This is a genomic window from Candidatus Thorarchaeota archaeon (assembly GCA_021498125.1).
Lineage (GTDB): Archaea > Asgardarchaeota > Thorarchaeia > Thorarchaeales > Thorarchaeaceae > B65-G9.
The window spans coordinates 42,493-64,771 of sequence record JAIZWL010000004.1 but is presented as its reverse complement, the minus strand read 5'-3'; the positions used below and the strand labels follow the sequence as shown (position 1 = coordinate 64,771).

At 45.5% G+C, this 22,279-nt stretch carries 20 protein-coding genes and 1 pseudogene; 15 read left to right on the top strand and 6 right to left on the bottom strand.

Annotated elements, in window-relative coordinates; translation table 11 throughout:
- Positions 1 to 343 precede the first annotated feature (343 nt).
- The 7 genes and pseudogenes from K9W43_10465 (at position 344) to K9W43_10435 (ending at position 7,660) form a co-directional block, all read left to right on the top strand.
- Entirely contained in the window at positions 344 to 3,112 is a 2,769-nt protein-coding gene (locus tag K9W43_10465) for an FtsX-like permease family protein (protein MCF2137640.1), read from the top strand.
- Positions 3,113 to 3,119: 7 nt separating this feature from the next.
- A pseudogene (locus K9W43_10460) lies at positions 3,120 to 3,788 on the top strand (ABC transporter ATP-binding protein).
- Positions 3,789 to 4,426: 638 nt separating this feature from the next.
- Positions 4,427 to 5,302 (top strand): isoaspartyl peptidase/L-asparaginase, encoded by an 876-nt coding sequence (locus tag K9W43_10455; protein ID MCF2137639.1) that lies wholly within the window; start codon positions 4,427 to 4,429, stop codon positions 5,300 to 5,302.
- A 185-nt stretch (positions 5,303 to 5,487) separates the two neighbouring features.
- Complete coding sequence (locus tag K9W43_10450; GenBank protein ID MCF2137638.1) at positions 5,488 to 5,985, top strand: GTP-binding protein; 498 nt, start codon at positions 5,488 to 5,490, stop codon at positions 5,983 to 5,985.
- 148 nt (positions 5,986 to 6,133) lie between these two features.
- A complete protein-coding gene (locus K9W43_10445; GenBank protein MCF2137637.1) occupies positions 6,134 to 6,637 on the top strand; it encodes a hypothetical protein in 504 nt (167 codons plus the stop codon).
- A 12-nt stretch (positions 6,638 to 6,649) separates the two neighbouring features.
- Complete coding sequence (locus K9W43_10440) at positions 6,650 to 7,132, top strand: hypothetical protein (GenBank protein ID MCF2137636.1); 483 nt, start codon at positions 6,650 to 6,652, stop codon at positions 7,130 to 7,132.
- Positions 7,133 to 7,246: 114 nt separating this feature from the next.
- Positions 7,247 to 7,660 carry a helix-turn-helix transcriptional regulator gene (locus K9W43_10435; protein ID MCF2137635.1) on the top strand — a complete coding sequence of 138 codons (414 nt, stop codon included), beginning with the start codon at positions 7,247 to 7,249 and terminating at the stop codon, positions 7,658 to 7,660.
- 122 nt (positions 7,661 to 7,782) lie between these two features.
- Here the strand turns inward: K9W43_10435 and K9W43_10430 are convergent, their stop codons facing one another.
- Positions 7,783 to 8,844, bottom strand: coding sequence for a HAMP domain-containing histidine kinase (locus K9W43_10430; GenBank protein ID MCF2137634.1), 1,062 nt, complete (start codon positions 8,842 to 8,844; stop codon positions 7,783 to 7,785).
- A 296-nt stretch (positions 8,845 to 9,140) separates the two neighbouring features.
- On the opposite strand from K9W43_10430, the gene K9W43_10425 reads away from it, so the two are divergent.
- From K9W43_10425 to K9W43_10405, 5 genes are read left to right on the top strand one after another with little or no spacing between them, the layout of a single operon-like run.
- The gene (locus K9W43_10425; protein ID MCF2137633.1) at positions 9,141 to 9,419 is read left to right on the top strand and encodes a hypothetical protein; all 279 of its coding nucleotides are present in this window, start codon (positions 9,141 to 9,143) and stop codon (positions 9,417 to 9,419) included.
- A 2-nt stretch (positions 9,420 to 9,421) separates the two neighbouring features.
- Positions 9,422 to 9,796 (top strand): hypothetical protein, encoded by a 375-nt coding sequence (locus tag K9W43_10420; GenBank protein ID MCF2137632.1) that lies wholly within the window; start codon positions 9,422 to 9,424, stop codon positions 9,794 to 9,796.
- A 16-nt stretch (positions 9,797 to 9,812) separates the two neighbouring features.
- Positions 9,813 to 11,225, top strand: coding sequence for a hypothetical protein (locus K9W43_10415; GenBank protein ID MCF2137631.1), 1,413 nt, complete (start codon positions 9,813 to 9,815; stop codon positions 11,223 to 11,225).
- Positions 11,226 to 12,572 (top strand): hypothetical protein, encoded by a 1,347-nt coding sequence (locus K9W43_10410; GenBank protein ID MCF2137630.1) that lies wholly within the window; start codon positions 11,226 to 11,228, stop codon positions 12,570 to 12,572.
- Between the two features lie 48 nt (positions 12,573 to 12,620).
- A complete protein-coding gene (locus K9W43_10405) occupies positions 12,621 to 13,163 on the top strand; it encodes a GTP-binding protein (protein ID MCF2137629.1) in 543 nt (180 codons plus the stop codon).
- A 31-nt stretch (positions 13,164 to 13,194) separates the two neighbouring features.
- Here K9W43_10405 and K9W43_10400 read toward each other — a convergent pair whose 3' ends face one another.
- The 4 genes from K9W43_10400 to K9W43_10385 all read right to left on the bottom strand — a co-directional run bounded on the left by K9W43_10400 (position 13,195) and on the right by K9W43_10385 (position 18,301).
- Positions 13,195 to 13,671 carry a ferritin-like domain-containing protein gene (locus K9W43_10400; GenBank protein MCF2137628.1) on the bottom strand — a complete coding sequence of 159 codons (477 nt, stop codon included), beginning with the start codon at positions 13,669 to 13,671 and terminating at the stop codon, positions 13,195 to 13,197.
- Between the two features lie 109 nt (positions 13,672 to 13,780).
- Positions 13,781 to 14,431: a thioredoxin family protein gene (locus tag K9W43_10395; GenBank protein ID MCF2137627.1), complete on the bottom strand. Its 651-nt coding sequence runs from the start codon at positions 14,429 to 14,431 to the stop codon at positions 13,781 to 13,783.
- Positions 14,432 to 14,494: 63 nt separating this feature from the next.
- Positions 14,495 to 15,562, bottom strand: coding sequence for a leucine-rich repeat protein (locus K9W43_10390; GenBank protein MCF2137626.1), 1,068 nt, complete (start codon positions 15,560 to 15,562; stop codon positions 14,495 to 14,497).
- Positions 15,563 to 15,892: 330 nt separating this feature from the next.
- Positions 15,893 to 18,301: a hypothetical protein gene (locus tag K9W43_10385; GenBank protein ID MCF2137625.1), complete on the bottom strand. Its 2,409-nt coding sequence runs from the start codon at positions 18,299 to 18,301 to the stop codon at positions 15,893 to 15,895.
- 215 nt (positions 18,302 to 18,516) lie between these two features.
- On the opposite strand from K9W43_10385, the gene K9W43_10380 reads away from it, so the two are divergent.
- The gene (locus K9W43_10380) at positions 18,517 to 18,738 is read left to right on the top strand and encodes a hypothetical protein (protein MCF2137624.1); all 222 of its coding nucleotides are present in this window, start codon (positions 18,517 to 18,519) and stop codon (positions 18,736 to 18,738) included.
- Positions 18,739 to 18,934: 196 nt separating this feature from the next.
- Here the strand turns inward: K9W43_10380 and K9W43_10375 are convergent, their stop codons facing one another.
- Entirely contained in the window at positions 18,935 to 19,816 is an 882-nt protein-coding gene (locus K9W43_10375) for a radical SAM protein (GenBank protein MCF2137623.1), read from the bottom strand.
- A 178-nt stretch (positions 19,817 to 19,994) separates the two neighbouring features.
- Here K9W43_10375 and K9W43_10370 point away from each other — a divergent pair, with 178 nt between their 5' ends.
- Both K9W43_10370 and K9W43_10365 read left to right on the top strand, forming a co-directional pair.
- A complete protein-coding gene (locus tag K9W43_10370; protein MCF2137622.1) occupies positions 19,995 to 20,558 on the top strand; it encodes a GTP-binding protein in 564 nt (187 codons plus the stop codon).
- A gap of 295 nt (positions 20,559 to 20,853) precedes the next feature.
- On the top strand, positions 20,854 to 22,278 hold the full coding sequence (locus K9W43_10365) for a TldD/PmbA family protein (protein ID MCF2137621.1): 1,425 nt from the start codon (positions 20,854 to 20,856) through the stop codon (positions 22,276 to 22,278).
- Position 22,279: the final 1 nt, after the last annotated feature.

Genomic DNA, 22,279 nt, shown 5'->3' with positions numbered 1-22,279 from the left:
GACGCCTGTAGTGGAATGAAGACTCCTTCGGCCAAGTAAGGTAATATCCGTTCCAATGACAGTTTCATTGCCGATCCTTGGGTAGGATTGGTCTTGCGTTTGTAATAATGTTTATATGGTTGCCTCAATCAACGTTTGACAGACAACAAACATCAAACGTTTAACAAATATGGGACAGATACTGATCACGTGATAATGAACGCCACACATCACGAACGTGCAACGCCACCATAGACTATCGCTTGTATCGAAAGTGCTATAATGGAATAAGCATGCTCGTTTTTGGACGTTAAGACATTATCACTTTCCTAATAATTCGATAAAACAGGAGTGATGAAATGGTATGTTCAAATACGCATTGAAACGAGTGATCCGGGGTTATAAGCTCTCGTTGGCCTTGACGATTGGAGTTCTAATAGCCACCACTTTTTTTGCCAGCATGATCATGGCGGCAGATGTACTTACACAGAATTCTCTCGAAAAGGCTCTCGAAGACATTGATTATGATGCACGGGTGACAGCCAACAATATTACTTGGTCGCCATCGCAGGTTGATAAAATAGCATCGATAATGAATGGGCTTACAGAGGTCCAGAGTGTTGAACCTTATTCGACAATAAAGTATAATTATAATTACTCGACTGGTCCGACATTTGATGTGATTGGACTGCAGCAAAGTTCGATCATATGGCAGTCATTAAAATATATTAACGGGACGCACACTCTGAAGGCTAATGAGACCTATGTTGTTGCCAGTTCGGAAAATGCCTCATTGTTTTCGATTGGTGATGTCATCTCAGTGCCGATTAAAGTGCTGAAAACTTCGCCTCCTTCTTTCGAGACTATCACCGTTAATCTTACGATTGCAGGCTTTGTGGATATCTCCGAGCGTTTTGCTAAACTCCTTAATCCCACATATTCTGTTGATTATGGATATATCCATATTTCAATGGGCGACTGGCGTGATTATCACATCATGTTGACTGATTGGAATGCCACCATGAAGCCACTGTTTGACTGGTACAGTCATCAGAGCAATGTTGGCCAGATCGGGGTCTCGCAGGGATTTTTATGTAGATTCGATCGTAGCGTAGTCATTAATCCCTACGATATCAGTGCGTCCATTTCAAATGTAGAGCTGGCGATTGAGAAAATTTCGGATCGGACAGCCGCATACAATACGCAGGTTAAAGATCTCGTCGGTGACCCGCTTCTTTTGTTGTCATTTACATCGAGTATTCTTATGCTCTCATTTGTGAGTCTTGCAGCGCCGATCATCTTCATGAGCTGGTACTCTTCTACGATGCTGAGTGATGTGAGCTATAATCTTCGACGGCGAGAATTTGGTCTTCTACAGACTAAAGGATTTGGTCCCAAATCCATCAAGAAGATGTTACAGCTCGAAGGCGTTATCATAGGTCTCATCGCTGGGGTCGTGGGTCTTTTTGCTGGAACGGGTACGGCAATGATCATTGCGAATGCCTCACTGACAAATCTACTAGGATCCATATCAGGACATCTCATGAACAGTGTAGTTGTAATAATATTTGCATTAATTCTCGCGCGCTGGTCTATCCGCGGACCTGCGGATCGTGCGTCGAAACTGGAACCATTAGATGCACTCAAGCAGTACGTCTATATCGAAGAGCAGCGACAATACAAGCATCTGTTCCCAAGGATCGCCTTGGCGTTGGGAACCTACAAGATCATAGTGTGGGCACTGGGTATCAATATGGCTACATTGTTGGCGAGTTCATTGCGCGTTAATTTCTTATTATTTATCGTGGTTGCACTTTGGTCTCCTGTGGATCTACTACTCAACTTTATTGGACCTATCATGTTCCTCTATGGGTTGACTAAGATTCTCTTACGCGGCTCCCAAAAATTCCAAGAGGGCATCGTCAAATCTGCCAAGAGATTCTTTGGCACCTTTGGAAAGCTGGCTACTCGAAATGTTCAACGAAATCCCATGCGTAATGCCGCATTGGTCTTTGTTGTCTCGCTCATAGTGTCCTATGGGATCTTCAGTGTGGGCAGTCTCTTCTCACAGCAGGATCAACTTTACAGAACTAATCTCTACAATGTTGGATCTGATGTCAATGCCATCTTCCCGACTGGTACAAACGTGACCGGTGCGGACTTGAACAAGATCGCTCAGATCGATGGGGTGACCCATATCACGGATGAAGAATGGATCACGCTGAGTACGGTCCGAGGATCACTGGAAGTCCGAGGGATAAACGCCACGACATGGCGAGATACAGCATTCTATGAAGACTCGTGGTTTTCAGGAGCGCCTGTTGACCAAATATTTTCTAATTTCACAGGGGATAAGATCGTTCTCACCATTGCTCTTGCGCGCAGTCTAGAGCTTCGTGTTGGAAACAAGATCACTGTCCGCGATCCCTCAAATGGTATTCATCAGATGACCATTGTTGGACTTGTAGGTTTTGCGAGTCCTTTAGAGGATATGGTCGGTAGCTTTGCGTTCTCTGGTAATTACCCCTCATTTGTGCCTTTGTCCTTTATCAAGTCACAGAGTTGGGCTAAATATGCAACACCCCACATCTTGATCAAGACGGCTCCGTCTACAAACGGTACGCAACTGGAGCAGGATATTAAGGCCCTCTATCCTGAAGTGACGTCAACGGATTCTATTACAACTCGGAATATTAATTTAGAAAATGACGCCTTTCAAATGGCAGGTATTCGATCCAGTTGGATTGGGATTGCTTTTGCAGTGGCTCTTGCAGTGATCGGTACTGGGCTTGTCATTGGCCTTACCCTGAAAGAAAAAGAATACGAGGTCACTCTCCTTGGGGTGAGAGGATTTAGTCGATCACAGATTCTCAAAGTGCTCTTTGGAGAAGTTCTGGTGATGGTTCTCTTCTCGCTTATTCTTGGGATAGGCACAGGGTTTGTCCAGCTATTTGGAGATATTTCCAATAATAGTCAAAACACGAATGCACTGGTCCGCCCGAGGATTGTCTTGGGTCTGATTCCAATACTCAGCATGGCATGTGTTGTATTGGCAGTAGTCCTTGCAGCCTTGATTCCTGTCATCATGGCTTCGAGATTAACTGAAGATAAAATTAACATTTTAAGGGAGTGATACAAAAATGGTTAGTTACATAGAAACAGAAGACCTTGTGAAGGTCTACAGAATCGGAAATGTTGAGATTCAGGCCCTTCGTGGCCTCTCGATGAAAATCGAAGAGGGTGAGATGATCGCTATTGTTGGACCTAGTGGTTCCGGTAAGACCACCCTCCTCAACATTCTTGGTGGTCTTGCTCATCCCACAGCTGGCAAAGTATGGGTTGCAGGACGTGAGATCTCAGGCGCAAGTCAGGCCGAGCTTGGAGCGCTTAGACAGAAAATGGTCGGTCATATCTTTCAGACACTCAATCTGATTCCGACCTTGACCGCCTACGAGAACGTTGAGCTCTCAATGTTGGCGATCAATACCCCTGCTGAAAGGCGACGCAAGCGAGTCACTGAACTTCTCGACATCGTTGGTCTGAACCTGCGGATGAAGCACAAGCCTGACGAGCTCTCAGGCGGAGAGAAGCAACGTGTTGCAATTGCGGCAGCCCTTGCAAATGATCCGCCCATTGTGATCTGCGATGAACCAACTGGTGACCTTGATACCGAAACTGGTGCTAAGATTGTTGAGTTCCTTCATCGTGTCAACAAGGAGATGGGTAAGACTGTCATCATAGTGACTCATGACCCTGCAATTGCTCGACAGACGGACCGGATATATCGCATCATGGACGGCCAGATCATCTCGGTTCAGAAACCAAGCGAGACCGAGGAGGCAAATGCCGCAATCATGGCACAGATGTATCGAGATCGGATTACCGAGACCAGCATTGAGATCGAAGATATTGTACGCATGTATCGTGAACAGCGCATTGATCCGGAGAACTTTGCAGAGCGATGGACCAATCTCCAACAGACAAAGCATTTCCTTGAACAAGAACTACATCGAATGGGCTTCTGATTGCGGAAGTTCCATTCGATCGTTCCGGTGGCGGCCACCTGCGAGAGAGGAAAAAGAGGGGAGCTGGTGGTTGTGCAGGTGACCGCTTAATTTCGAGGACTTCTTTGTAGAGTGTAGGGGGAGGGGGAGGTATGAGGGGATGCAGTCCTCGTCATGGTGTGGTTTATTGATGTCACTAATTCGTATGATAAGGCCACTCACAATCCCCACGTTTTGTACTTTGTTTATTTTTCACCACGTTCTTGTGTTTCTCTGCATTTGTTTTAACAGGCGATCCTTTTTTTTGCTTGCACTTTAAATTGGCCAACTGGACTATTTTCTCCCCTCATATGTGAGCGCAGGTAACTATTCCGGAAAACTGGTATTCTTCGCTATCCGTTGAGGTACATTTTTCTCTTCGTCTTCGTCTTTGTAACGTGGTGATGATTCTGAGTCTTCCCGCGATCATTGTTCATGGTGGAGCTACTGAATTCAAGGAGCATCATGATGAGATTCTCGATGCCGTCCGTCGTGCTGCGAAAAAAGGTCACTGTGTGATGACCAATGGAGGTTCTGCCCTTGATGCTGTAGAGGCAGCCATCTGGGTTCTTGAGGAGACCACTCTCTTCACGGCGGGCAGAGGCGCCACACCCAATGCAGAGGGATACACCGAGCTTGATGCAATGATCATGGATGGTTCTCGACTTGAGAGCGGTGCAATCATGGCTGTGCAGGGTGTGGTCCATCCGATTTCTTTAGCACGCTATGTCCTTGAGCGAACTCCAAACATGCAGTTTGCAGCCGATGGTGCTCTCAAGATCTATCAGCGAATGATCTCTGAGGGCTATCGCCCCAAGGAAAGACCCGATACGACAGGTCTCACCTCTCTCGCTCAAGCCTGTGATACTGTAGGTTGTGTGGCTGTTGATCAACACGGGAATGTTGCAGGAGGCTCTTCCACAAGTGGCTGGACTGGGAAACTACCCGGTCGCGTTGGTGACTCGCCCATCATTGGGGCTGGGGTCTATGCAAATGAGATCGCAGCAGCAAGTTGTACTGGTCGCGGAGAGCAAATTCTTCGGGTCACCATGGCACGAATGGCCATTCGTTATGTAGAGGAAGGGATGTCCATTACAGAGGCAACAACTGAGATTATGCGAGTCGCTAGAGATCGTACTACTGGTGAAGTAGGTCTGATCATGGTCGACAACAGGGGGAATATCGGGGTTGGTTTTGATACGCCTCATCTGCCAGTTGCGATCATCCAAGGTTTGGAGAGTGAACCTGTCGTGTCGATGGCTCTTAGCGGCCTCCCGTAAGGTGGCAAGGTTTAGTCTTCAGGTCGGTATTTATTAATCGCGTTAAGATTTCGAATTGTAACAAATACGTCTTTCAATTTATGCATTAAGATATTTTTGATTCTACCAATGGAAATATCCACATTATACTAAAAAAGGCAAATGCACACTACTGCACAAAGTTTCGATGTGGATGGATGTTGTTATTGACCGCGCACAAACTATACAAGCTTGCAGTTGTTGGCAATGGTGGTGTCGGTAAGAGCACCCTGATTGCGCGGCTCATTACGAATACATATGTTGAGAAAACAATGACCGTGGGATTTGATATTGACACGTGGTCGATTGCTCCGGATGACTCGACTATGATCAAGGTCGCCTGTTTTGATTTTGGGGGCCAGAAGCAATTCAGGTTTTTTCAAGGCCCGTTACTGACTGGTGCTAAGGCCGCACTTGTGGTCTTTGATTGCACTGTGGTCTCATCCATCCTTCGGATTGGAATATGGCTGGATCTTATCACTTTCCTCCCCCCAGAGAAAAAAGTCCTTGTCGGAAATAAGATTGATGCAGCAAATCATCTCGACATCGAAAACATACGCATGTCCGCCGAAGAGTATGGCCTTGATTTCATTTTGGTGAGTTCCAAGACAGGTCTCAACTTTCCCGAGCTTAGGCAACGAATTCTGGAGATGGTCGCATCATGAATTTTATTAATTTTACTGACAATGTTGTCTTAATAACGTTAATATGGTTTGGACTTGTATTCTTAGCAGTTCTCTCTCAAGAATTTTCGGCTCTTGATAGGAGTCAGCGACATCCAATGAATGAGGGTCATGATAGGAGTTACAAAATATGGCACAGGTAACGGTACATTGTGAGCAATGCAATAAGCCAGTCTCGATTGATGTATCAGAGGACGAGTTCGGGAACAGTCCTGATGGAATCCTTCGGATCATGTTTGTACACGGTGATCCGTTGCATGCAATTGTCGTTTACATTGATCGTCAACTTCGCGTTCGGGGAATTGAGTGTCCTGACAGCTTCAAATTTGATGTACCACGTGAGGTCACATTGGTATCCAAGGATACTGTGGCGGCATCTCTCTCAGAACAATTTGGCGAACCGTGTTATCAAGCGCTCTATTCTTATGATGAGGTCAAAGAACGAGAGAAGTCCTCGTTCATCCTTGACAAGGCTGTTCTCAAGGCAGTCTGTGAGTCAGGGACTATTTGCATCAGCCAGATTAGGCGGCAGGTCGTGGGAGTAGAACGGGCACTAGGTGAACGAATTAACCTTCAGCAGATTGAAGACATCTGTGAACGGTATGTTCGAGAAGGACTAGTAAGGCGAGCTTAGGGGTGTGATGATTTGTTCAGGTTCAGAAAAAAGAAAGATCCGACTGGTAGTTACCTTAATCGTGTAGTGATAGGTATGGGTGCGGGCCTTGTCAAGGCTCGGGACATATTGCTTAACCCTGACATGGATCCACAGGGCGCAATGGATATTCTTGGGTCGTGGATCGGTCAAGAGATGGGTAAAGAGATGCTCAGGCAGAAGGTCGTTTCTCCTCGAGACCCTGTCGAGAAAATCCTCGAGAAGCTTATGAATGTGGTCCAGATTGCTGAAGATCTTGAGGTCTATTTCGAAGATGATGTGGCCCATGTCATTGTGCAGGATTGCCTGATCTGTCCGCGCAGGGTTGGGGGGTATGACTTGGAAGGTCATACTGCCTGTCCTGTTGGTGGTGTAGTACGTGGTGCTATTCTTACAGTCACTGGCAAGGCTTTGCAGATGAGTCATATTGACCTAAAGACCGGGGACATCTGCAAGATCGACTTCAAGCTCAATTGATCACGCTGTGCTTTGTAGAGTAAAATGATGATGCGGGTCTGTCCGTGTTGGATTCTGCATCATCATGCTATAACTTTATTTTAGTTACCTAATATACAAAATATAGTGAACACGATGAAAATTGACAAGTCCTCGGTGCTCAAATGCCCTGTCTTTATTGCCTCTCAGATCCTAGGAAAACGTTGGACATTGTTGCTTCTCCAGATGCTTATGATGCCTAGTGCTAAGAATGGTCTCAGATTTAGTCAGCTTCAACGATTACTCCCTTGGATCAGTCCAAAGATATTGACCGAACGCCTGCGAGAATTAGAGACCGAGAAGATCCTTGTCCGAATCGTTGACACTTCACGCACTCCTCCATCGGTCAGTTACCGGCTCACCGAGAAAGGACTTGATCTGAGACCTACTCTTATAGCTATGCAGGAATGGGGAATAAAGCACGGAGGGAACATTGTAGCAAACTGCCCAGGTGGTGGCTTTGACACCTGTGAGACATGCACATCACGAACGGGATTCCTCCCCTCTTAGACTTTGGTGTGATCTTGAAGTTCAACGTGTTGGTGCAATTGCTCATAATTTGAATTGATATCAGGCACTCGTGAAACGACCGGGGATTACTGGTGATGGTTGGTATAGTGAGGACCTTCTGATCATAGAACTGAGACGATTGGAAGCATCACTTCAAAGGCCGCACCCTTTTCGGTGTCAAGAAGACGGATGGAGCCGCCAATTGACTTTACGATCTCGCGTGATAGATACAGTCCGAGTCCTCCACCTCTCGTAGAGACCCCCTTCTCAAACAGAGAGTCCTTGATCGTGTCGGCCACTCCGGGTCCATCGTCCGCAACCACGATCCGGACGTAATCCCCTTCGAGACCTACTGTAATGGTGACAGTAGCTTCGATTCCTGCATGGGTTGATGCATTTCTCAAGAGGTTGTCAAAGACCATTGGGAGCAGTCGGCTCTTTGGTATCTCCTTCTCCTTGACGGCAGGGTCTATCTGTAGATCGATGGTCATCTTTGGTTCTGCAGCACGAGCCTGCGAGATCGAAGTTTCCAATATTTTTGTTATATTTGGCTCAGTGGTTGTTGGCATTTTTCCAAAGGCAGAGAGGATGTTCAGCATTCGTTGGCTGGCGGCTTCGATTGCGGTGACCGTTTCAATGATCTGTGGGTCGTGGGCGGTCAGCTTTACCATATCCACGTACCCAAGAATGACACCGAGGTCGTTACGGAGGTCATGGCGGAGTAAGGAGGCATAGATTTCGAGTTCGTGTCTCTGTTGATCTTGGACTCTCCATAATTTAGTACGTTCGATAAATATGCCCAGTTCCTTTCCGATGGTTTCGAGAAAGTCTTTCTCACCTTTTTTGAAGGGGTCACCCTTTGTTTCCGATGGTCTCTCAACGTACACAACCTGAATTTTACCTATACTAGTGCCATGAGAGATGATGTCCGCAGAGATCGACCATGGGGTCGTAGAGAAGTTATCTGTAGTGACCGATTGATCATTAATAGCGACCTGGACACCAATGAGGTTGGGAAATTGAAATGCCTCCGGTATCATGTGCACAAGTTTGAATAGCACGGAGTTCAGGTTGTCTTCAGGATTTGAGAATAAACGAGATACATTTCGTAGGACGACGACTTGGTGAGCGATTCCCTGAAGGTTTCGTAGTTGGTCTTCTGTATTCTGAATGTTGTCATTCATAGGGTATCCCTTCTAGAACGCCGCCATCTTTTTTATATTTTATTCAATATTGCAGACATCTTCTATCTCATATGTGCTAATGAAGTGTGTAGTTAATCGTTCTTTATCTGTTTCGAATCTATCTTTCGATATGGCAGTCACATTAGAATGTACTGTATAGTTCTTTTTTGAAATCACCACGTGCCTCTCAAAGATCGCCTTTGATAAAAGCGTGCTAATAAATTTTTATCCCATGACAAGTTCGTCCAAGCTATGTTAAAAAGGCAAAATTAGCAAGGTGGTTCGAGGATTTTGTGATGAAGCTGCATTTTTCTTGCCCGAAGTGCAAGGGCGCCGCCGAAATAGAAATGACCGATGAGGAAGCCGCAGAGATAAGAAATCGGATCATCGAGCAGGGGCGTTCTCCGACCCTCATTGTAAAATGCGAGAATGGTCATGACCTCCTTGTGACTCTCTATAATTCAGGCGATGGCTTGGGCATCAGGGACGTTGTCATTCCTCTTTATTCTGGTGAGGAAAAATCAAAGCCGAAATCCGATTTTGACTGGGTCTCGAAAGCTTTTGGAGGCGAATAAGAATGGTAGTTCGATTAGTGGCACGCGTGGAACTTGAGAGTATGGACTCTAAATTGATTTATCCTAGAGACGAGGCACGAGAAGAGCGAATTGCACTGTTGACTGGTATCCTGCAATTAGTTTCAGCAGCATTATCACGAACTGGAGGATCAAGTACACAAGGGCAGCCGATGTTCATGAAATCCGATAAAGGTGTGATTGGTTATCTGACTACCGATGAGATTCTTTTCATTTGTGAGGGAGATGGCGAACGAGAAGTGGGTGATGCACTGAAGACCATTCTCAAGGAACCAACTGCTTCCGACGAGGTGTTATCTTCAGAAGTAGAAAAGGCATTGAAGCGACGAGGCCGTGAGATCGGCGATCTATGGCGATAGGTGGTGATTGGTTTCAATGGACTTCTTTCTTGCTCTTCAGATATCGTTGGTTGTTTCGAGTGTTATCATGGCAATCTCACTCGCAATCTTTGTGCAATCATATAGACGGACATCTCACCGACTTGGTTCGGCCACAAAGAGGGCTTTGATCTTATTTGGTTTGTCCGCAGTAGTATATCAGGTCTCGATTTCTCTCTCTGTAGTAAATCTCATGTTGAGTCGGGTTCTGTTTTCGTTTGGGCCATTGCTGCTAGATCTTTCTCTCTTTGAGATCATCTTTGAATCGCGTACTACCCGGATCAAAGCAATAGCCACTTTTATTACATTTTATTTCAGTTCTCTCTTCCTGATCGCCCTTGATCCCGCAGGCCCATTCAAGTATTTCTCAATGGTCATCATTGTCGGAGTACTTTTCCTCTTGACAATTAGACTTCATATGGTCTCACCATCACCATTCACGTATTCTTCACTTGGAATTGCGCTGATCACGGTTCCGCTGTACTTCACCGTGATGTATGGTTTCATATTAATTGAGCCTCACTACTTTCCAGGTGCTGTGTTGGGTGTGACATTTATTGCTGCTATCTTGGCGTCTATGCTAAAGCCATGGCGAATGATTCCCTCCCTATTTCTCATCTTCTTTGGGACCACACTTGCTATTCCGGTCATATATGCCGCCATTGTTGCTGGTGATGCAGGGATCTATATCTTCGTCTTTTTTGCATACATGGTCTCATTGGCACTTGTATTGCCATTCGAGTATTTTGTTGCAGAGGCTGTGCACACTCATACGCGAACCCCACTCTATATTGCAATCACACTGTTTTCAATCGGGTTGTTAGTGGAGACCCATTGGACAAACTGGGCGTATTCCTATGGCACTTCACCTGCCGTTGGTCTGCCTTGGGATAGTATCTTGCTCATGAAAATTCATGGTAATTGGGACCAATGGATCATCTTCATGGATTGGATTCTTGGAGTAGTTGCTGTTTCAGTATTTTTGTTGGCGGCTTTGTCAACTACTTATAGTGAGCGTGTTACTGAACCTATTACAGACTTACTCATCGTGATTGGAGTGCCGCTGGTCCTACTAATGAATCCATGGATCAATTCTGGTCGCTACGACTCTTCTATTCTTTATCTCCCCATGCTAATTCTCATTCTAATTGCGGCTGTGGCATATGGACGACTTGCATGGCGTCTAGTCAAAATGGGTCATGGCAGAGTCGCAGTACGATTTGTGATCTTTATTGTTGGAGCAATATCCGCAGGACTGGTCTCTATGTTCTCTGATAGAATGCCGTTTATTATGGATCCCGTGCTGCAAATTGTTGCCATCGTGATGCTCATGTTCAGCGCACCTGGAAACCCTGTGCGCCGTTTCATTCGAATTCTGAGGGGTACTGATCTTGATCAGGAGGCGGTCTAAGTGGATTTCAATTTAGCTCTTATTGTCAGTGCACACGTTGCGTTCTTCCTAATGCTGGGCGCACTTGCTGTGTACTCCCGGCGGATCTATTTGGTTCGTGACCGTGTGTCGTCGTCCACGTTTAGGGCACTAGTATTCTTTGGCATTGCCTCATTTTTCATGGGCCTGATTATTCTTGTTGCATCATATACTGATTCGCTTATGGTTCAACGAACCTGGGTTCTCTTATTTATGATGGCCCTAATCAATTCGATCGTGCACATAGCTACTGACAATAAGCGCATTCATTATGTTATCTATGCATACACACTGATCCGAATTGTTTCTCAGCTAATAATATTATTTGTGAATCAGAGAGGTGTTCCCTCTATTATTTTCATAACTCTTCTTGCACTTAATATGATTCTCGTGATAATTGCAAGCATATGGATTTTCAGTAGATCCCCCGGACCTTTTGCAGGTGGTCTTTTGACTTTAGAGTCAACATTCCTTATCTTCTGGTACCTTGCAACTTCAAAGACACTTTACAGTGACGTTCAAAGTTTTCTTTTTGTATTTGTTCCCATTGTTATGGCAGCCTCCTTGTTGGCATCTCTACTTAGGCCACCCCGCACGATTATTACACTGTTTGTCGGGATCTATGCACTTGTGTTATCATCGGGTCTGTTTGTTGGGACTATCATTGCGGGAGATTATGATATTGCACTTTACATATTCGTCGCCAATATTCCGATATTAGCGACCATCTTTTCCATTGATTTCTTTGCGGAACAGGCGTCATCTACGCATGCTACTGTTCCAACATACATAACTATTGCACTGGTCTCCATTTCAATTGCAATTGTTTTTACTTGTGTTGACAGAGCTTTTGCATTCCGCCCGCACGTGACATTAGAATTTCTCTCTTGGCTTGAAGTGATCCTTGGAACAATTGCCGCCTCATCTTTTATCATGTCTGGGATTGCAACAATTGTGCAGAAAGGTCATCGCCATATTCGGAGGCTGTTACTTGCAAACATCAGTATGCTTGCAGTTTTAGGGCACCCATTTATCCGTGGTGATCGTTGGACTTTCGAAGTTATAGGCATTTTTATTTTTATTGAAGTTTCCATTGGTATCTTTGCTTATGGGCGTACTTCATGGCGATTATATCGACTCGGGGCAAAAAGGGCTGCATACAATTTTATATCGTTTAATATTGCATCAGTTCTATTAGGCGTTATCATTATCATCAGCTTTTTTGTGCCTCTCCTCATATTACTGACTGTTCTGATTGTTGCAACTGTTGCAATGATGTTGAGTAGTCCACGACGTTTCAAACGTTCGCGTCCGGCACGAATAACGTAAAATAAAAGGAAACATTTGATAGAGAGAACTTAACTTGGTGAAACACAGATGGCGATTCTAAAGGCGGTCGTTCTTGGAGATACTGAATGCGGTAAGACTTCATTCACTAGCAGATGGACGACTGGATCGTTTCCTGATCCGGCAAGCTTGAGGACCACTGTCGGCGCCAGTTTTGACACAAAGAAAGTCACATTATCTGACGGTCGTGCTGTCACTCTATCAATCTGGGACTTTGGCGGTCAGATGCGATTTATCGAAACCCTGAAGGGTATGATTCGTGGAGCCAAGGTCGGCCTGCTATTCTTTGATGTGAGTAGGATGTCCACACTTGATGCCCTCTTTGGTTATTGGATTCCCATGGTTGAAGAAAACAGCAACTTACGACTGAAGGAAGGCGACGGTGAACGTTTCATTCTTGTCGGGAACAAGATTGATCTCCTGGAGCCTCCCTTCGACCATATCGAGTCCGAGATAGCACGCCTTGCAGAGCCTTACGGCATGGATACTCAATTAATCTCTGCCAAGACTGGAATTGGCATCGAATCTCTCGACTTTAAGTTCATGAGACTCATCGAGAAATTCACACAATGATTTTTGTGCTCGGACTTTTGTAGCGGCATTATTAGCCTCCCGGGCTACCATGCCACGGTGAATCTTTCCACATGATATCCCAGATCATGTCCTCAGTCAGGGTTTCAGGTTCCACAATCGTCTTGTGGAGTTCCTTGAGCATTGCATGGTGTCGTAGTTCGTCCTCTCTAATGATGGCTGCAATTGTTCGGACCTGATCATTCTCGCTCTCATTCATCAGCTTGGTGTAGGTTTCAACAGCCTGCCTTTCCAGTTCGATATGTTTGTCAATCCCTTTTGCTATCTTATCGCGTTCCTGTGTGCTGATAAATGGAGTCGGCCCCTCGACAGCTTTTCGAAGAGATTGGAGGAGCGCCTTGTGTTTATGAGAGTCCTGAGAGATTCCTATGAGCAGGTCTTTGAGGAAGGCGTTTCCAAGCTTTCCCACGTTCTCTTCGACTATCTGGATGATTCGTTCTTCTAATTCAATCTGGCGATCTATAAACTCCAATGTTTCTTCTGTGTTCATGATTCTCAACCTCTCGCTTTTCTTATCCCTTACTTTTGATTTAAGTAATTGGAACTGGTATAATAAAAATTGAGGATCCTGGCACAGTCAGAATCACATGGTCAAATGTCTATATCTTGTCTACAGCTTCGAAGAGTTTCTCAACCAGAATTTCTGGTGGTGTGAGACCCTCTATCGAGACATCCTCATTGAAGATAGTCTTTGGCACTGCGAACACTGCGTATTTGGCGGATAGCTCCTTGAACTCTAGTGCCTCGATCATATCCGCCTCGATAAACGGATTGAGAATCGCTGCTTGATGGGCGAGTCTGACCATATTTGGGCAATACGGGCAGGTCGGTGTGGTAAAGACTTGGATATGGATCGGTTTGTCAATTGATTTTATGTCAGCTATCACGTCGTCAGAAAACGGTGCGATCCCTCGTGAGGCATCTGTGATACTTCCAATCAAGGCTCCGAACTCGTGACCGGCAGGAATTCCATAGAAGCGTACATTATAGGGGCGCTCACCGTGAACCACAATGGCGGGATGGTATTTCACGCCCATTTCTTTTGCCCGTTCATCATTGAGATCACCCGGATAGACCTTCACGTGCACCTTGTCAGAGAGGTCCGCCACATTTTCTGCTAATGCTTGCGTGTCGCCACAATATAGACAGTCGTGATCGTCAACAAAGACATGTAGAGTCACATCATGTTCAAGGACCTCAAAGAGCTCCATTACTTGTTCCTTGGTAGTATCATCAATTTCTACAACCATGACTCATCAACCAGTCCCATAATGTTCTCTTTCCTAAAAAGTACTGTCGTGAGTGCGCCTGGTCTATTCCCACTTTATCCTCTTTTCCTCAACGAGTTCTTCGATGGCAGGTGGATAGTCTGAACCTCGATACGATTTATCGATGATGAGGTCCGCGTCATCGGGAACACCAAGATCCTCAAGATCCGGGCATGATAATAGTGGTGTAAGATTGACGCTACTGAAGTTATTCTCCGTTGGATGATTACTATGGATGTAGAGTTCTTCAAGAGCAGTGCAATCGGCGAGTGGCTCGAGATTGATCGACGTGAGATGATTTCCTGCAACATCAAGACTTCTAAGTTCCTGACATTCGGCTAGGGGTCGCAGATCGATGCTCTCAAGTGCGTTCATTGCGAGACCTACTCTGCGCAGGTTCTTACATTTCGCTAAAGGTTCGAGATCAATACTTGTGAGTTCGTTACCACCAAGTCTGATGATCGTCAGGTCCTCACAATTTGCCAGAGGTGTGAGGTCAATGCTCTTGAGGACGTTATGATGCAGGTAGAGGAACTTGAGTCGCTTGCAGTTCTTGAGAGGTGTCAGATCAATAGCCGTGAAATTATTATACATTAAATTAATCTGAGTCAGATTAGTGCACTTGGATAATGGTCGAAGATCGATCTCGGGCATGTTGTTATGTTCCAATTCGAGCATCTTCAGTTCGGTGCATCGAGATAATGGAGTCAAATCTATCGAGTCAAGATTATTTCCAAAGAGCCTCAGTCGTTCAAGATGCGTGCAATTCGATAGTGGTGAGAGGTCCAAGAAGGATATCTCATTGCCTCCTACGTTCAACTCTCGAAGTGCAGGGCATGACCCAAGGGGACGCAGATCGATCTCTTGGATATTGTTCTTTGTCAGTATCAGTTCCTCCAGGGCTGAACAGCCATCGAGCCCCGTCAGGTCAATCGAAACCATCCGATTAAATGCTAGATTGAGCGCGCGTAATTCCTTTGCATCCTTTAACGGTGTAAGATCGATGCTTGTAATCTTCTGCCTCGAGAGATCCAGCTCCTCCGCGTCTATATCCAGTTCGACCTCTTTTGTCAGGCCGTCGCTTGTACTGTAACTGATAGTGATGACATCCATCAATGCTGTCGTTCTCCAAACATGACTGATTGGCTCGTGGCCTTTGTAGTTATGAATCTTCGTTTTATTCTTCTGATTTCATGGATGCGGTAGATGCACTGATTTCTGACACTTGTTTTCAAGTGTTTATTGTGATCGGGGGTCGCGGACAGTTGAGAATGATCTCTTTCACTGCTTGAGCCAAATTAGAAAATAGGATAATTAAATTGTTTGCGACCTATATTTTAAAAATAAATGATAGAAGGCCATTTTTTATAGAGAAATAAAATTTAGGGGATCACTGAGCAACTACAAGTGATCCCTTCTTTGTTGTTGTACCTTATTGATGAGTCATCGATTGGACTTTCTCCAACTGATAATTGAAACCATGACTGCTCCGACACTTGTAATAATGGCAATTCCGACCAGAAGCCAAAGTAGATTCAGATTTTGCGAATCAGTCACAGATGTGGTAGTATTGGTTGCTGTTGCTCCCGGATAATCTGTAGGATCAAGCGGATTTGAGCCGTATTGGATCTCGTACCAGTCGAGGAACGTGTCCCCATCTGTATCATTTGCAAGTGGACTGGTTCCTATCTGAATCTCGAAAGCGTCGTTGAGATTATCATTATCAGTGTCAATACAATTGGGATTTGTGCCGTAGATGATATATTCGTCCCAATTAGTCAGTCCGTCGAAATCACTGTCTTCTTCTTCACTTATTATTGCTACAAAGCTGTCTGTTCCCTTATCTGTGGTTGAATCATAGGGGTTTACCAGTGGGAAACCAATTTCCATAGTTGTGCCAAAGATATATGTGAAACCATTCTCTACGAAGATGGACTCTCCCCGGACCTGATCGGAATCCCCAAGAAAGGTAGAATATTCTAATGTTTTTCCATCACTGGCAATCTTGGTCACGAAGCAGTTCGAATGACCACTAAATGTTGAATCATATGCATTGACTGTTGGAAAGTCTGCTGAACCAGTAATTCCAGTGATGTATGCTTCGCCATTTGCTATAGCAAGTCCCATTGCCTCATCTATGTCCGACCCGCCGATGAAGGTGCTATATATCATTGCTTGCCCATCGTCTGTGAGCTTAGTCACAAAGCAGTCGTACTCTCCGCCTCTGTAGTTGGATGAATATGCATTGACTGTTGGAAAGTCCGAGGAATTTGTGTGGCCTGTAATGAGAACTTCTCCCTCTGCTGTTGCAATATCCACTCCAAGGTCATCGTTATTCCCTCCGATGAAGGTACTAAACATCAATGTCTGTCCATCACCGGACAATTTGAGTACAAAGCAGTCCCATGCGCCATTGTGGGTCGAGTCTGAAGCATTTATTGTTGGGAATTCCGGGGATTTGGTAATTCCCACAACATAGACTTCTCCCTCCAAGATGGCAATTGCCTGACCATAGTCATCATCAGAACCGCCAACAAAGGTGCTGTACAATAACGATCCTCCATCACGAGACAACTTGGTTACGAAACAGTCCCATGCTCCACCATAGGTTGTATTAAATCCGTTAATAGTAGGGAATCCTGCCGACTTGGTTCGTCCAGTAATATATGCATAGCCATTCTGCACAATAATGTCATTTGCAACATCTAAGTCCGTGTCTCCGATGAAGGTACTATAGATAAGGGACTGTCCGTCAAGAGATAACTTGGCTACAAAGCAATCATAATCTCCACTAAAGGTTGAATTATATCCATTGACTGTGGGAAAATCAACGGAGTTTGAATATCCTGTAATGTAGACCTCTCCTTGCTCCACTGCAATCCCCTGTATGTAGTCATAATTGGCACCACCAATGAATGTACTATATACTAATGATTGCCCATCAGGAGAGAGTTTTGTTACGTAGCCGTCGAAGTTTCCACCATAAGTTGAGTTGAGTGCATTGGCTGTGGGAAAGTTAGCAGATTGGGTGGTTCCCGCCACATAGATATATCCGTTTTCGACCTTAATTTCCGAAGCCGCTTCGAAATCAGAACCACCTAGAAATGACGAATATACCAGTAAAACCGGATCTATGACCAACTGCTTTGAGTTATCATATGCACTCAATTGGAACGCAACGGTCTTGTCTTCGATCTGAGTAAACATGCATTCTATCGGAACCGCTCCTGCTTTTTGAAATACATATAATTCAGTGTCCGTGATCTGGTGTCCTTTCTGAGTAACTATGATACTGTTATCAATGATGTCAATGTTATCAGCATTCACGTACTCTATCCGGATAACCGTCGGATCGGCATGAGGGTGCACTACAAACTCGTACTTCAGATTGCCGTTCTGGATCTTATAGACAAGGTCAATCCCCGGATATATTTCAGGATATTGAAGTATTTCATAATTCGGAACATCCGTCTTCCAAGTTAATGGATCATCACCATACAAATAATTTGTAATTGATTTCGTTGGTTGTTGTCCCTGTGGAATGACCAAATTACTTCCCGGAAATTTTAGAGTGAAGATAGTATTCTCTGAAATGTACTTAATCGCGGACTTCCCAAAGTAGGCTACCGTATTCGATCCACGTCGGCACACATAGTACAGAGCGTCCTCCGAAGATGGTGTTTCGGTAAAGAACATCATGTTCACCCCTCCATTCTCAGGTTGTGTTTTACTGAATGCATAGGATTTGGGCTGAGATGTTCCCTCCGTGGTAGATGTTGATTGTGCAACCATCAAAAGAAATGGCGTACTAACAATGAGCATAATTAAAAATAGTAATGGTACTTTCTTCATCGAACTTTCCCCTTTTTAATCAAGTTGATACGACCAACCAAAGCGCGAATTAGATTATGCGGGTTTACTTAAATACCATTTTATGTTTCATCCGCCATTTCATTAAATTACCTTAAGCCTTGGATATACTATAGTATCAAACAATTCAGCTCCGAAGTATGCGCGAAGTTATCAGTCAGGACGTGAAGATAGTATTCCTATGGGAGATGATCTCTATGGGAAAAGGACTTGTGATTTTTGGATTGATCTTGATTATAGTTGGGCTGCTTCCGGTACTGGCAGCCGTACTCAGTGTGACTGCTCTGGAGCAGGTCACTACATATCTCTACATGCTTAATCTGTATTCAATAACTCTAGGCGGCTATCTCTTCTCTGAGACGATGCTCGCACTGATCGGACTGGGTGTCGTTCTCCTAATTGTCGGTGCAACAAGGTAACAGTCTTTGTGTTGAGCAATACGGCCGTCACATATTGTGGACCATATCTGCTGGTGGTCTTGACCAGTCAGTGTCATGGAATTAATTCTGGCGATGTTGATTCCTGTGGAAGATGGATCTCCCATACGTTTCAATGCGTTTCACAAGAACGTGCTGATGCCTCTTTCATTTTTTGGAAAGTACTCCCCTCTGAATTTTATAGGCCTCTGAGACCTGATGGCCGCAGCACACTGTCATCATGTCTTTCAAGTACTGTGTCCAGGGTGTCAAGGATTTTGTACTTGTCCCGGTTCAGAGTGCCGCCGAGCGGTAAGTAATTTGATGCATGATTGGTCCTGAAGACGCAATTGGATAGATGTATCCCCTCAACAAGTGTTCTCAGTTCTCTCAGAATGTCAAATGGGCGCATGGGTTCAAACTCGCCGCGCTGAGTCATCTCATACAATGGCGTGCCTCTTGGGATCATCAGTGTCAGTGCCCCAACATATTCGGGGTCTATCTTGTTGAGGACTTGAACAGTGGCCTTTGCGTGTTGCTCAGAATGCTCGAGGCCACCAAGGCCAAGTATGATCGTAAGAGAAAGTGGGATTCCAGCCGACCTTATCTTCTTACAGGCCTCCATCATTTCTCGTGAGTCCACACCTTTACGGCACCATCTCAAGAGTTCGTCGTCACCGGTCTCGAGGCCAAGATAGACTATTCCGAGTCCTGCGTCCTTGAGTTGTCTGAGATCACTAATGCTTTTGTCACGAACATCTTTTGCGTAGGCATAGACACCAACTCGTTCGAGTGCAGGCAGGTTCTTCTGTAGAACTTGAAGTGTTGCCAGCATCTCGTCAGTGGTCATTGCTAATGCATTTCCATCCGCAAGGAACACGCGACGAACACCATTCTTGATTGAAGTTGGGAGACCTCTCAAATCAGCAGTGATCCCTTCGGCTCCCCTCACTCTATATTTCCGGTCTTTGTATGAGACACAAAATATGCAGGCATTGTGTGAGCATCCTATTGTGGCCTGTAAGATCAGGCTTCGTGCCTCACTTGGAGGTCTCCAGATAGTTCCCTCGTATCTTAGCATAATGGTCACAAGCTACGTACTAAGCGATACTCTTTTTGGTTTTGGTTTCATAATACAATGATGTTTGGAAGTGCTTGCCGTTCCGAAAAGGCAAGATCGTTTCTCTGCTGGCAGATGAGATGTCATACATCATTTTATCTCTAAATACCGGATATAATTAAGATGCGGTGACGAAGTTATGCCTGTTCCGGTCTACAAAGTCTTGCTTGTCGGTGACGCTAATGTTGGGAAATCTTCACTTATTCGCCGTGTATTGTTGGATGAGTTCGATCCCAACTATAAGGCGACTGTCGGAGTTGATCTCAGTGCAGCCGCATTGAATATTGATCCCTTCACTCCAGTAATTTTGACTTTGATCGATCTGGGTGGTCAGGCTGATTTTCGTGAGCTACGGACTCAATACTACAAGGGTGCCCATGCTGTCATATTTGTCTATGATGTGTCGGATCGTTCCACATTCGACAGTCTTGAACGATGGATCTATGGTGTACAGGAGAATATCACCACTAGGGAGGGTCGTGAGCTGATTCCTCTATTGATTGCAAACAAGATCGACCAGAGCGAAACAAGAGAAGTGAGTCCTGATGAAGGTCATAGTTTTGCCGAACGATGGGATTTTCGATATGGTGAGGCCAGTGCGAAAGATGGTACCAATGTCCATAGTCTGTTTCTGGATCTCGCAAAATCAATTTATGATGCCTATCCGCCTGTAGACATTCGATCCTCTACGCATGATAAATGAGTTTCTGTGTTTTTGGCGCTCTTCATAGGTTCGATAAGATCGTGTGTTATTGTTGCTTATTAGACTGCGATGTATGGTCACTTGGCCCGGCCATACGAGACCGTTTGCAATGAAAACTACTTGATCTTGATATTGATCATTCTTTGTTGTGTAACTCCTGTTCGCTATTGCTCGCGCTGGGGCGTTTCACATGGAGATTCGTTAAAACAAAATCATATATTGGTTGACTAAAGAGGACTTGCAGAGATTATTGTTACTCGTTCATTGAACCTTGGGGATTATCGAGGTAAATATTATGAAATATATCTTGGAAGATGGTGTTGCACATGGCGAGCGTCTGGGTGCTGATTTTGTCGAGGCACGGTATGAGGATCTCACTCTTCGGACACTTGACCGGACAGATGACACCTTCAAGGACATTCAAGTAAAATCGCGGATGGGCATCGCAATCACCTGTTACATCAAAGGGGTCTCGGGTTTCTCGTTCACGGCAACTCCAGATCGTGAGAGTGTGCTGGCTGCTGTAGGCCAAGCCGTTAAGATGGCTCGGGCATCCCTTAGTGCAGCAAAGCTCAAGCTTCCATTTGAGCGTGGAGAGCCAGTTTCACCTAAACCTGCCTACACACCCTCAATTGGGATTCACCCGGAAAAATGGTCGATCTCCGAAAAAATCGATCTGGTCAATAGAGTGGTCGAGAGTGCAAAAGACCACGGCAAGAGCGTCCGGAATATCCGAGGAATGTACGGAGAGCTTTATGGTCACAAGATGTTGGTGAACTCCGATGGGACTCACATTGAGTGGGACTTTCTCACTACCGAGCTCCGGGTGAAGGTTACTTCGCGAGCCGAGGATGGTGGAATGGTTGTTGGATTCAGATCATTCGGTGGCACAACTGGTGTTGACACATTTGCCTCGGGTGAACACAGCCCAGAGAACATGGGCCAGGATGCAGCCGAACGAGCCGCCGAACAATTGAAAGCAAAACCCTGTCCTGCTGGGAAGTTCAGAAGCCTGATTGAGAACCAGCTTGTTGGAGTTCTTGCTCACGAATCATTTGGCCATCTAAGTGAGGCGGATTTCGTAGTCCCCGGATTTTCTCCGCTCACTGGAAAGGTTGGTACTCGGCTGGGAACAGAGCATGCCACGATCATAGACTCGGGCATTGTTGATATTGAGAAGTATGGTGGTCTGTGGGTACCATTTGATGATCAGGGGACTCCTGCGCACAATACAGTTGTCTTGGACAAGGGCGTCCTAAAGCACTATCTTCACAATCGTGGCACGGCTGCAAATCTCGGGCAGAGCCCTACAGGAAATGCGCGAGCTATAACATTCATGTTTCCGCCAATAGTGCGGATGACCAACACGTACTTTGCGGCAGGTGACCTGACAGAGGAGGAGGCCCTTGAGCTCCTGGGTACTGGTGTTTACGCAATTCAGACCTCCGGTGGTCAAGTAGAGGGCGACGGGAGTTTTCTGTTCAAGGCGATTCGTGGTTATTGGGTCGAGAATGGAGAGATCAAATATCCAATACGTGAGGTCTCGCTGTCAGGGAACGTTCTGGAGATGCTCGGGCATGTGGAGGGTGCGACTCGTGATCTTCAGCTCTACAGTGGTTACTTTGGTGGCTGTGGAAAGGCCGGGCAGGCACCACTGCCTGTTGGTCTTGGTGGCCCGAAGTTAGTTGTGGACGGGGTGACCTTTGGAGGGAAAGCATAGG